The 12904-nt window shown below is 39.8% G+C and carries 7 protein-coding genes; 2 read left to right on the top strand and 5 right to left on the bottom strand.

The window, feature by feature from the left end; translation table 11 throughout:
• Positions 1 to 10: 10 nt before the first annotated feature.
• The gene (locus tag LC454_RS06950) at positions 11 to 352 is read right to left on the bottom strand and encodes a DUF4342 domain-containing protein (RefSeq protein ID WP_223580976.1); all 342 of its coding nucleotides are present in this window, start codon (positions 350 to 352) and stop codon (positions 11 to 13) included.
• Between the two features lie 187 nt (positions 353 to 539).
• Positions 540 to 3176, bottom strand: coding sequence for a valine--tRNA ligase (locus LC454_RS06945; protein ID WP_223580975.1), 2637 nt, complete (start codon positions 3174 to 3176; stop codon positions 540 to 542).
• Positions 3177 to 3475: 299 nt separating this feature from the next.
• On the opposite strand from LC454_RS06945, the gene LC454_RS06940 reads away from it, so the two are divergent.
• Both LC454_RS06940 and LC454_RS06935 read left to right on the top strand, forming a co-directional pair.
• Positions 3476 to 5359, top strand: a complete 1884-nt coding sequence (locus tag LC454_RS06940; RefSeq protein WP_223580967.1) for an LTA synthase family protein — start codon at positions 3476 to 3478, stop codon at positions 5357 to 5359.
• A 4-nt stretch (positions 5360 to 5363) separates the two neighbouring features.
• Positions 5364 to 7289 carry an LTA synthase family protein gene (locus LC454_RS06935; RefSeq protein WP_223580965.1) on the top strand — a complete coding sequence of 642 codons (1926 nt, stop codon included), beginning with the start codon at positions 5364 to 5366 and terminating at the stop codon, positions 7287 to 7289.
• 6 nt (positions 7290 to 7295) lie between these two features.
• On the opposite strand, the gene LC454_RS06930 is transcribed toward LC454_RS06935, so the two are convergent.
• From LC454_RS06930 to LC454_RS06920, 3 genes are all read right to left on the bottom strand, one after another.
• Positions 7296 to 8372: a hypothetical protein gene (locus LC454_RS06930; protein ID WP_223580963.1), complete on the bottom strand. Its 1077-nt coding sequence runs from the start codon at positions 8370 to 8372 to the stop codon at positions 7296 to 7298.
• 326 nt (positions 8373 to 8698) lie between these two features.
• Entirely contained in the window at positions 8699 to 9940 is a 1242-nt protein-coding gene (odhB, locus tag LC454_RS06925; protein WP_223580962.1) for a 2-oxoglutarate dehydrogenase complex dihydrolipoyllysine-residue succinyltransferase, read from the bottom strand.
• Positions 9941 to 10003: 63 nt separating this feature from the next.
• Complete coding sequence (locus LC454_RS06920) at positions 10004 to 12745, bottom strand: 2-oxoglutarate dehydrogenase E1 component (RefSeq protein WP_223580960.1); 2742 nt, start codon at positions 12743 to 12745, stop codon at positions 10004 to 10006.
• Positions 12746 to 12904: the final 159 nt, after the last annotated feature.

Raw genomic sequence — 12904 nt, 5'->3', positions numbered from 1 at the left:
TAAGGACCAATTATTTAACAGTAATTGTTGTTGGAGGTTCCGCAGAATCATCCGGCTTTTCCTCTTCTTTCTTTTCGCTGTTTCGTTCCACAGTGATTGTACATTCGGTGAGCAAGGCAGCTACTGCACCAATAGCAGCAAATACAGGTGCTAAGATCAGCCCTATTGCGCCAACAGTAATTGGAAAACTCATGATTTCTTTGCCATGTTTGTCCGAAATACTGATTTTATTTACATTACCCTCTGCAATGATTTCTTTGATCTTTTGTAAAAGGTTTTCACCGTTGATTTGAAATGTTTCCTTGAATCCCATGATGCTATAATTTAAGTTCGCTCTTATAAAGTTATTCATTTTTTTACAGGAATTCTTATAAAGTTAAAAATCAACAGAAAAGCGATAATACAAAATTTTTATCATTCCATGGAATCACATGTGGGCATAAGAGTAAAAGAAAGGAACGCGTCCCAAAAGTAAAGGCAGATCAAAAAAAAGCCCCACGAAACTCGCGGGACTTTGAAAAAAAATATTGTCGATCGTTTTAACCTAAAGTGGCCAAGCTATCTTGAAGAATCTTGATTTTAGCTTCTGCATCAGCTTTCTTGCTTTTTTCGTTTTCAACGATTTCTGGTTTTGCATTTTGTACAAAACGCTCGTTTGAAAGCTTTTTGTCTACAGACACCAAGAATCCTTTCAGGTAGTCCAGTTCTTTTTCAATACGTTCGCGCTCTGCATCTACATCAATATTGTTTTCCAGAAGTACATAACACTCATCCTTACCCGCCAAGAAACTTGTTGCACCAGCTACTTTTTCTGTCACAAATGTCACAGCTTCTAGGTTGGCAATTTTCGTGATGATCGCAATATACTGTGCCAGATCAATGTCAGACTGTTGGTTGATTGCCAAAGGTAATGCTACTTTTGGTGAGATACCTTTCGAATTCCGGATATTACGAACTTCGGAAATGATCTGTTGTGCTACAGCAAAATCTTTGATAACATGCTCATCAAAAGCATTGACTTTTGGAAATTCAGCGACAATGATACAGTCTTTTTCCTCTTTTATACCAAACAGTTCATCATGCCACAATTCTTCCGTTAGGAAAGGCATAAACGGATGCACCAAAGTCAATATACGTTGGAAGAAGGATTTTACCATTTCCAAAGTTTCTGAAGCAATTGGCGAGCCATAAGCTGGTTTCACCAGTTCAAGGTACCAGGCACAGAAGTCATCCCATACCAATTTATAAGTTGTCATCAAGGCATCTGATAAACGGTAATGCTTGAAGTTTTCTTCAATTTCAGTCAATGCTTGGTTGAATCGCGCATCAAACCATGCAGCTGATATTTTGTCCGACGCTGAAGCTGGAGCATCGATGACTTCTAAGCCTTTTACCAAACGGAAGGCATTCCAGATTTTATTGGCAAAATTACGGCCTTGTACACACAGCTCAACATCAAAAGGTAAGTCATTTCCAGCAGGTGCTGTCAATAACATGCCCATGCGTGTCGCGTCAGCACCGTATTCGTTCATCAAATCAATAGGATCAGGTGAATTACCCAAAGATTTTGACATCTTGCGCCCTAATTTATCGCGTACAATACCTGTAAAATAGACATTTTCAAAAGGTAGCTGTCCACGGAATTCATAACCTGATACAATCATGCGTGCTACCCAGAAGAAAATAATATCCGGTGCAGTGACTAGATCCTGTGTTGGGTAGTAATAGTTGATCTCTTCATTTTCAGGTTCATTGATACCGTTGAATACAGAAATTGGCCATAACCAAGCTGAAAACCAAGTGTCAAGCACATCTTCGTCCTGACGCAAATCTGCAAGCGTTAGACCCGCATTGCCCGATTTTTGCTGTGCCAGTGAAAGCGCTTCTTCGGCGGTCTGTGCAACGACAAAATCATCGTTACCATCACCATAGAAGTAAGCAGGTATTTGATGTCCCCACCACAATTGCCTAGAAATGTTCCAATCTGTTACATTTTCCATCCAGTTGCGGTAGATATTTTTGAATTTCGTCGGATGGAATTTAATGGTATCATCCATGACATTATCCAAGGCAGGTTTTCCCAGGTCTTCCATTTTCAGGAACCATTGGTTAGAGATCTTAGGTTCAATAACAGCACCGGTTCTTTCAGATGTTCCGACATTATTGGTGTAGTTTTCTACTTTTTCCAACAATCCTTTTTCTTCCAGTTCTTTTTCGATCTCTTTACGCACTTTGAAGCGATCCATACCAGCATAATGCAAGCCGTTGTCGTTTAATTTCGCTTCATCGGTAAAGATATCCACAAACTCCAGATCATGCTTTTTACCTAGTTCGTAGTCATTGATATCGTGTGCTGGAGTTACCTTAAGACAGCCTGTACCAAATTCAAGATCCACATATTCATCTTCAATGATATTTACTTTACGTCCGACGATTGGTACGATCACTTGTTTTCCTTTTAACCAGGTGTAGCGTTCGTCGTTTGGATTGATACATACTGCTGTATCACCAAAGATTGTTTCAGGACGGGTTGTGGCAACGACAATATATTTGTCTGTTCCTTCAACCTGATATTTTAAATGATATAATTTACCGTTCTTTTCCTTGTAAACAACTTCTTCATCGGAAATATTGGTTTTGGCTTCTGGATCCCAGTTAACCATGCGGTAACCACGATAGATTAAACCTTTATTGTAAAGGTCAACAAATACACGGATCACCGATTGATACAATTCAGGATCCATGGTGAAACGGGTACGATCCCAATCACAGGAAGCGCCTAGTTTTTCCAGTTGCTTTAAGATAATGCCACCGTACTTTTCTTTCCATTCCCAAGCATGCTTTAAAAAATCCTCACGGGATAGGGATCTTTTGTCAATGCCTTGCTCCTTTAACATAGCGACGACCTTAGCTTCAGTGGCAATGGAGGCGTGGTCTGTCCCCGGTACCCAACAAGCGTTTTTACCCTGCATACGTGCGCGGCGAATCAAAACGTCTTGAATCGTATTGTTCAGCATATGACCCATGTGCAATACGCCAGTGACATTCGGTGGCGGCATTACAATCGTATAAGGTTCACGTTCGTCAGGAGTAGACCGGAAAAATCCGTTCGCTTTCCAATAGCTGTACCATTTTTCTTCAGCTTCTTTTGGATTGTAAGTTTTCGCTATGCTCATTTTAAATTCTATATTCAATTTTTTAAGGAATACAAAAGTAAGGAATTCTATGTTATTTTCCTTGTTATCATTGATCTTGTTATTGATTGTAGATCAAGGGCAAAGGATAAGGGATGAAGGTTCAACGTTAAGGAGCAATGATTAAAGATCCGCGCTTACCCACATCTCAATACTCATATCTCACTACTCAATACTTAAATCTTAATACTTTTTTAATCTTTTCTTCATATTACTAGTCGATTAGCCTGGTTTTAATGTAAATTAATGTAAATTTGCCTGTTTTATTTTTACACGAAGGGATGCAACGATTTGCGAACGAACTTAGGGCGTTAACACAATATTTTTTGTTTTGGCTAATCATCTGTTTTATAGATAGATTTATTTTTATTTTTGCTTTTTTTGAGAAAATAGGAACTGCTCATTTCACTGAGATTTTTAGAATTTATTTTCATGGATTAAGCCTTGATTTTTCAGCTGTATCCTATATCTGTACCATTCCCTTTCTTGTCTATTGTATACTCGGATTTTTTCCAAAGGCTCAGCCAAAACGCGTCATCCTTGATATTTACACAATTGTCGTACTGGTTTTATTTTTTGTGACCAGTTTTATCAATGTTAATATCTATCGAGAATGGGGGGATAAAATATCAAAACGAGCGATAGATGCTTTCCTGGCATCACCATCCGGTGCGGTAGCTTCTGCAGAATCTACACCTGTTTTTCTTCCGATCTTCGGAATGTTGGTGGGGATATTTTGTGGTTATTTTCTCTACCGTTGGATGTTCAAAAAAGTGTATTTTTTTAATGTTAAATCACCGATTGGCAACTTCTTAAAACTGGCCGTCGGCGTTTTTGTTTTGTTTACCTTTATCCGTGGAGGTTACGGCCGCGCAACACTAAACCCTAGTAAAGCTTATTATTCTGAGGTTACCTTTTATAATCATGCGGCTGTCAATACACAATGGTCGCTTTTGCGCGACTTTTTTACCAAGAGCACAAAACTGAAAAGCCCTTATGATTTCTACGGCTCGGACCAACAAGGTCTTCAAGAGCACTTGAAGCCTGCGTTCCAGAGTCAGCCTGATTCTGCGGTCGAAGTTTTATCCACGACACGCCCCAATGTTGTTATCATCATGTTGGAAAGTTTTGTCGGTGACCTCATCCAGTCTTTGGGAGGAGAGAAGGGCATAACGCCACATATGGAAGAATTGATCAAAGGTGGAATTTTATTTGATCACATCTATTCCGCCGCCGATCGTTCGGATAAGGGGATGGTTGCTATACTCAGTGGATTTCCGGCACAGGGACCGGAAAGTATTATTAAATATATCGACAAGCACGAAAATATGCCTGCTATTGGGCAGGAATTTGACCATGCAGGTTATGAAACTTCTTTTTATCATGGTGGACAAAGTGAGTTTTATAATTTCAAGTCCTATATGTTGACACATGGTATTTCCAGAGTGGTTGATAACGCTAATTTTGGTTTGGATGCCGAGCGGGCTTCCTGGGGAGTCTACGATCATGTGGTGTTCAACCAGATGATTCATGATTTTAACAAGGAGAAACAGCCTTTCTTCTCGACGATATTTACATTGATCAATCACGAACCATTTGAATTAAAGCACGGTTATAAATTTGGCAGTACCAACAATGCTGATAAGTTCAGAAGCACGGCGAATTATACGGACTCGGCTGTTTTCGATTTTATTGGTAAAGCCAAGAAAGAAGCCTGGTACAAAAATACCCTTTTTGTGATAGTTGCGGATCATGGCCATCGTTTGCCATCGGAAAAATGGGAGCTTTTCCATCCGAATAGATTCCATATCCCATTGATCTTTTTCGGTGATGTTATCAAACCGGAATACCGGGGTAAGATCTTCAATCGGATCGGAAACCAAACGGATTTGGCAACGACGCTGTTGACGCAGTTGAAACTTCCGACCAATAGATATCACTGGAGCCGAGATTTATTTAATCCGACAACACCACAGATCGCTTTCTATAATTCCAAAGATGCCTTTGGTGCTGTTACACCAGAACAGGCAGTATCTTTTGATAATGTTGGCCGAATAATCAACTACAGATCCAATAAAGAATATCCTGCTGCCAAAACCGATAGTATATTGAATATTGCCAAAGCGTATTATCAGCAGGTCTATCGTGAATTTCTAAAATATTAACCTGATGAAGTTAAGAGGAATATTAGCACCTTATTTTGCAGTGGCCATTCGCTTTGCCTTTCTTTTAATCGTTTACGCCCTGCTTAGATGGGGGTTTTACCTGCTTAATGCCTCATTATTTCCTAATGTAAATGCAGGGAAATTGTTTGTAATGTTTGGCGGAGGTGTGCGTTTTGATACCGTTGCTTTGCTTTATCTGAATATTCTTTACATTGTTATGCAGACGGTCCCCGGACCATTCATAGCTAATCCAACCTATCAACGGGTTTCCAAATGGATCTTTGTCGTAGTCAACTCACTAGGGATCGCCTTGAATCTGATTGACTATGCCTATTACCCTTTTACACTAAAACGGACCACCGGTACGGTATTGAGCCAGTTTTCAAATGAGTCCAACTTGTTTAAATTGGCATTTGACTTTTGTCTTGATTACTGGTATCTCCTGCTGGTATTTGCATTGCTCGTTTATGGCTTATCGAAATCGTATCAGTTGATCCAACTGGAAAGACCAAAACGTTATTCCTGGAAATCTTTCCTTGTTCAGGTTCCTTTCTTTTTATTGACTGCTTTTCTTTTTATAGGTGGTGTTCGTGGCGGCTGGGCGCACAGTACCCGTCCGATTACATTGAGCAATTCCGGTGACTATGTGGACACCCCTGAAGAAATGAATATTGTACTGAACACGCCATTTAGTATACTAAAAACCTTAAAAGCTGTTAGTCTCAAGCCCGTGAACTATTATCCGGAGCAGGAGCTGATCAAGCTGTATGATCCAATTCATCTTCCACAAACAGACAAACCCTTCAATAAAAAGAATGTTGTTGTATTGATTTTGGAAAGTTTTGCAAAGGAACATTTTGGTGAACTGAATAAAGATATTCAAGGTGGGAAATATAAAGGTTATACTCCTTTTTTAGATTCTTTGATTCGCAACGGCTATACCTTTACAGATACCTATGCGAATGGTCGCAAATCCATCGACGCTTTGCCTTCGGTGATTACAGGTATCCCTTCCATTGGCGAACCCTTTGTACTTTCGGTGTATTCGGGTAATGAAACCACTAGCTTGGCTAAACTCCTGGGGAAAAAAGGGTATGAAACGGCATTTTTTCACGGTGCTCCGAATGGAAGTATGGGCTTCTCTGCCTATATGAAGCTGGCTGGGATTCAACATTATTTTGGTAAAAACGAATATAACAACGATCAGGATTTTGATGGTATCTGGGGAATTTGGGATGAACCTTTTCTACAGTTTACAGCGAATAAAATCAATACGTTAAAACAACCGTTTTTTGCGAGCTTCTTTTCGCTGTCCTCGCACCATCCCTTTAAGGTGCCGGAGAAGTATCAGGGCAAATTTCCGAAAGGACCGTTACCCGTGCAGGAACCTATTGGCTATACCGATAATGCACTTCGCGAATTCTTTGCGACGGCATCTAAAATGCCTTGGTTTAACAATACCTTATTTGTGATCTGTGCTGATCACGCAACTGTAAGTTACCTTCCCGAGTATCAGACCACAGCCGGGGGCTTCCAGATCCCGATTATATTTTATGCGCCGGGCGATGGCTTGGTCGGCAAGGCCGATAAACTGGCGCAACAGATCGATATTATGCCAACGGTCTTAAATTACCTCCATTATGACGAACCTTATTTTGCCTTTGGATCAGATGCATTTAAGCCGGGAAGGGACAATTTTGTCCTGAACAATAATGCAGGAAGTTACAATTTTTACTACAAAGACTATATGATGTCTTACGATGGTCTTAAACCATTATCTCTTTATAATATGAAGCAAGATCGCTTGATGAAACAGGACTTGATAAAACAACATCCAGCTGTCCTGGATACGATGGAAACCAAGATGAAAGCTTTTATTCAACAATATAACAATCGGATGATTGAAAATAAGCTGACCTATAAAAAATAGGTCAGCTTAATTCGATTGCTGTTTTTGAAATTTGATCCGGATGCTTCTATCGATGACAAAAAGAACCAGATCATAAAAGATATAGATGAATGGCAAGGTAACAATGACCAATAGAATAAACCCCCGACTGTTATCTGCAAAAATACCATTGACCAGGTAATTTGCCAAACTGCTCCAAAACCAGCAAAAACTATAGAATGATGCCGGTACGATCAGATTTCCAATGAGCAACGCATAACGGTACCGACCGATTTTGTACTTTTTATAGATATACTTGATGTGTAAATAAAATAGCACTAGGGAGCTGATGAATGCGAGGAGCCCTGGACTGATCCAGAGGATGACGCTTGCTAAAAATGAGGTCTTTTCCCCAACTTCAATTTTGAAACTGTCCTGTTTTCCGACGGATTTAATAGTCCAATGAACGAGCGTGTCAGTTTGCTGTTGAGGAGCTCCCAAATTCTGCGCATAAGCCTTCATTTTATTTCCCGTATGCAGGTACAGATCAATAGGGCCAAAGGAAGACCAGTACTTCGAAGGAAATAGGAGATATTCAATTTCATATTTTGTGAGGATATCCCGACGGTCATAACCCATCAAAGCACGGTATTGAATTTTGATACTGTTTTCACCCTTATGAAGTTTGGCTGTAAAATAAAAGGCGTCATTTAGGTTAATTCGCTCCCATTCCGAATTTCCATAGCTGATCTCATAATAACCATCTTTGAACCGTAAGAACGGTAATTTGAGATTTTTTTGATCTAATGGAATGGATTTAATCTCTTTTTGGTTAACAGTCACGTTTTCTAATCCATCTAAATTGAGGGCAAGAAACACCAATGGAAAGTCCATGTTTTCCTCGGCATGGACGATATATTCTATATTGAATTGGCTCTGATAATCATAATCCAGTGTGTCGCGCACAAGGTGTATGTCAATTCGTTCGCGAAGTACTTTTGCTTTACTCGAAGGAACCAACTGGGCCGTAATGCTATGGGGGCCAAATGGATTGGCCATGTTGGCTGAGAGTGCCAACACCGAAAGCAAAAGAATAATCGTTAGACCTATTATCTTACTGTTCATAATTGTTTATTTAATGCATCTTCCATTCCGCTGGTTATAAATGAACCTCGTAGGCTTATTTAATTCGCGGTTAATCTATTAGCAAACAAATAACTGGAAGTGAAAGTATAAAATAAAAAGATGAAAAAAAATCTGGATTTATATTCGCAGGCAGAAATCTCACAAAAGCCGAAGTAGGTGGGCTAGGGAGAAGATAGCGGTTATGCCCAATTCATATTCGTAGAATCCCAAAGGAAATCAAGTTTAGAGAAGGGGGCAAAGTACAATAGAAAAGACCTGTACGGCAATCGTACAGGTCTTTTTTATTGTTATAATTTTAATACCAATTATACGCCCAGCAATAAACGAGCTGGATCTTCTAATAATTGTTTTACACGAACCAAGAAGCTTACTGACTCACGACCGTCAATAATACGGTGATCGTAAGAAAGCGCGATATACATCATTGGACGGATCACAACCTGACCATTCTCAGCGATAGGACGTTGGATGATGTTGTGCATACCCAAGATTGCTGATTGTGGTGCGTTGATGATAGGTGTTGACATCATAGATCCAAATACACCACCGTTAGTGATTGTAAATGTACCACCTGTCATCTCGTCGATCGTTAATTTGTTATCACGAGCTTTACCCGCCAATGTAGCAATCGCTTTCTCGATTTGCTCCAATGACATCGCATCTGCGTTACGGATAATAGGAACAACTAGTCCTTTAGGTGCAGAAACTGCAATTGAAATATCTGCAAAATCAGAATACACGATTTCATTTTCTTCGATACGAGCATTCACTGCTGGCCATTCTGCCAATGCTGTAGTTACTGCTTTTGTAAAGAAAGACATGAAACCAAGACCGATACCAAATTTCTCTTTGAACGTATCTTTATATTTAGCACGTAGATCCATGATCGGCTGCATATTGACTTCGTTAAAAGTTGTCAACATGGCTGTTTCGTTTTTAACAGCTACTAAACGTTTTGCGATAGTTTTACGTAAAGAAGATAATTTCTCACGACGCTCATTTCTGGAACCAGCAACTGGTGCAGCTGTAGTTGTAGCGGCAGGAGCAGCAGGTTTCGCAGCTGGAGCTGCAGCTTTTGCAACAGGTTGAGCCTTGTCAGCATCTTCTTTTGTGATGCGGCCATCTTTACCTGTTCCTTTTATAGTTGAAGGATCAATTCCTTTTTCTCTCAAAATTTTTGCAGCAGCAGGAGAAGCCGTACCAGCAGCGTAGCTATCTGGATCTTCGTCTTTTGCAGCAGCAGCTGGAGCTGCAGTTGATGATGCCTCAGCAGCAGGTGCAGCAGCCGGAGCTGAACCACCAGCAGGAGCTTGACCTTCTTCAATTGTACAAACGACAGCACCGATTTCTAAAGTATCACCTTCTTGTGCAATGATTCTTAAGATACCTGCTTTTTCAGCTGGTAATTCAAACGTCGCTTTGTCTGACTCCAGTTCGGCGATGTTTTCATCCATCTCCACATAATCGCCATCTTGTTTCAACCATTGTGATAAGGTTACCTCCGTGATAGATTCACCTACGGTTGGTACTTTAATTTCTAAGCTCATATATAATGTTCTTTATTGACAATTGCGTCCTATACATAAGACGCAATTGATTTTAAATTGTTTTTATTCGAATGATTTATTTAAGATCTCTGCTTGTTGAGCAACGTGTTGTTTCATATAACCTGTTGCTGTACTTCCGCTTTCTTTACGTGCTACGAAACCTGTAAATGCAATCTCAGTACCCATCAGTTTGCGGCAGTAGTAAGACCATGCACCCATGTTCTCATTTTCCTCTTGCACCCATACAAACTCTTTAGCTTTGTTGTATTTTTTACGGATTGCTTTCAACTGCTCAGCTGGGATTGGGAACAATTGTTCGATACGAACGATCGCTACATCCTTACGTTTGTCCGCTTCTTGTTTTTCCAATAAGTCATAATAAACTTTACCAGAACAGAACAATACACGTTTTACATCTTTTGCAGCTACATTTGCATCATCGATGACCTCTTGGAATACACCTTCTGTGAAGTCTTTCAATGGAGAAACAACTTTCGGGTGACGCAACAATGATTTCGGTGTAAAGATCACCAATGGTTTGCGGAATTCGCGTACTAATTGACGACGTAACAAGTGGAAGTAGTTGGCTGGTAAGGTACAGTTTGCCAAGATCATGTTCTCATCTGCACATAATTCCAAGAATCTTTCGATACGTGCCGAAGAGTGCTCAGGACCCTGTCCTTCCATACCATGTGGAAGCATCATCACTAAGCCATTTGAACGTCTCCATTTTGTTTCCGCACTCGACAAATATTGATCTACGATGATTTGAGCACCATTGTAGAAATCACCGAATTGTGCTTCCCAAATTGTTAACGAGTTTGGATTAGAAGATGCATAACCATATTCAAAACCTAAAACAGCATATTCTGAAAGTAAGGAGTTGTAGATCGAGAATTTGTCGCCACCTTTGATATTTGCCAATGGAATATATTTCTCTTCAGAATCTTCCAAAGTCAATACCGCATGACGGTGCGAGAATGTACCACGTTGTACATCTTGACCTGAGATACGAACACGGTTGCCTTGATCCAATAAAGTCGCATAAGCCATTAATTCACCCATTGCCCAATCGTATGCATCATTGCTGATCATTTTTGCACGATCTTCGAACAGACGAGTGATCTTACGGAAGAATTTTTTGTCCGAAGGTAAAGTCGTGATCTCTTTCGCTAATTTCAAGAAAAGATCTTTTGCAACTTTAGTTTTATCCGTAGTTGTCGATACTTCTCCTTTTTTCGCTGGACGTAATCCTTCCCATGCACCTTTAAACATCGGAAGATCTTCAGTCAATACTTCAATAGTTTTCGCTTCTTCAAGTTTAGTCTGCAATTCCGCCTTAAATTCTTTTTCTATATTTTTTGAATACGCTTCGTCAATACTTCCTTCGGAGATTAATTTTTTCGCGTATACTTCTTTTGGATTCGGATGTTTTTCAATGATTTTGTACAACAACGGTTGTGTGAACTTAGGCTCATCAGCCTCATTGTGACCAAATCTTCTGTAACATAATAAATCGATAAATACGTCTGTTTTGTATTTTTGACGGTATTCAACAGCCAAATTAATCGCATAAACTACAGCTTCTGCATCATCTCCATTGACATGGAATACAGGCGAAGAAGTGATTTTTGCAACATCGGTACAATATGTTCCAGAACGTGCATCTTTATAGTTTGTTGTAAATCCGATTTGGTTATTGATAACGATATGTACTGTACCGCCAGTTTTGTAACCATCTAGTTTGGACATTTGAGTTACTTCATAGACTACGCCCTGACCAGCAATTGCAGCATCACCATGGATAATGATCGGTGCAATTTTTGATGAATCACCATCGTATTTGAAGTCGATTTTAGAACGTACCATACCCTCTACAATTGGATCTACTGTTTCCAAATGGGAAGGGTTTGGCGCCAAACTCAAGTGAACGGATTTGCCATCGTTGGTTTTGACTTCAGAAGAGAAACCCAAATGGTATTTTACGTCACCACCAAAGTTTACCTCTGGATCGTCTGCATAGGTTTTACCTTCAAATTCCGAGAAGATGGATTTGTAAGATTTACCCATGATATTGGTCAATACGTTCAAACGACCACGGTGAGCCATACCGATTACAAACTCTTGGATGCCAATTTCTGAACCTTTTTCGATAACTGAATCCAATGCAGGGATTAAGCTTTCTGCACCTTCCAAAGAGAAACGTTTTTGACCTAAAAATTTAGTACCCAAAAAGTTCTCAAATACAACAGCATGGTTCAGTTTGTTCAGGATTCTCTTTTTGGTATCCAAAGAGAATTTTGGCATATTGCGGTCCGCTTCCATGCGATCCTGCAGCCATTTTATCTTTTCTGGATTACGGATATATTTGAATTCTGCACCAATAGAACGGCAATAGGTATCTTCAACCAGTTGACGGATATCTTTTAATGTTGCTGGACCTAAGCCAACTTCTACACCTGCATTGAAAACTGTACTCATGTCTGCCTCAGCAAGACCAAAAGTTTCCAATTCCTTGCCAGGGTAGTACTTACGTCTTTCGCGAACAGGGTTGGTGTGAGTGAAGAGGTGGCCACGGTCACGGTAACCGTTGATCATGTTCAGCACATTGATTTCTTTCAATACGTGCTCAGGAGTTGCTTCGCCTACTGAACTTGTTGTTCCACCAGCATTTTGACCGAAATCAAAACCTTCAAAGAATTTTTGCCATCCGAAATCTACCGATTGGGGATCTTGCTTGTACGATTGATATAAGCCATCGACATAAGCCGAATCAGCATTACTCAAATATGTCAGATTGTCCATTTACAATTAAAACTATGAAATTTGTCAAAGTTATGAATAAAAAAAGAGTTTCTAATACTGAAATTGAATAATTTAATCAATAAATCTATCCAATTCTTAACATTTTTAGCATGATTTAAAAGCGCCCTACAGGGGTCTACAAATTTCTTTTGTTTTGAA

The sequence above is a fragment of the Sphingobacterium sp. GVS05A genome, assembly GCF_019969845.1.
GTDB lineage: Bacteria > Bacteroidota > Bacteroidia > Sphingobacteriales > Sphingobacteriaceae > Sphingobacterium.
The sequence above is the reverse complement of the archived record's forward strand: the minus strand, read 5'-3'. Positions and strand labels throughout refer to the sequence as shown.

Excerpts from the sequence above, each read along its gene's own strand:
- LC454_RS06940 (WP_223580967.1), top strand. The coding sequence starts at position 3,476 with ATGCAACGATTTGCGAACGAACTTAGGGCGTTAACACAATATTTTTTG.
- LC454_RS06920 (WP_223580960.1), bottom strand. The coding sequence starts at position 12,745 with ATGGACAATCTGACATATTTGAGTAATGCTGATTCGGCTTATGTCGAT.
- LC454_RS06930 (WP_223580963.1), bottom strand. The coding sequence starts at position 8,372 with ATGAACAGTAAGATAATAGGTCTAACGATTATTCTTTTGCTTTCGGTG.
- LC454_RS06945 (WP_223580975.1), bottom strand. The coding sequence starts at position 3,176 with ATGAGCATAGCGAAAACTTACAATCCAAAAGAAGCTGAAGAAAAATGG.
- LC454_RS06935 (WP_223580965.1), top strand. The coding sequence starts at position 5,364 with ATGAAGTTAAGAGGAATATTAGCACCTTATTTTGCAGTGGCCATTCGC.
- LC454_RS06950 (WP_223580976.1), bottom strand. The coding sequence starts at position 352 with ATGAATAACTTTATAAGAGCGAACTTAAATTATAGCATCATGGGATTC.
- odhB (WP_223580962.1), bottom strand. The coding sequence starts at position 9,940 with ATGAGCTTAGAAATTAAAGTACCAACCGTAGGTGAATCTATCACGGAG.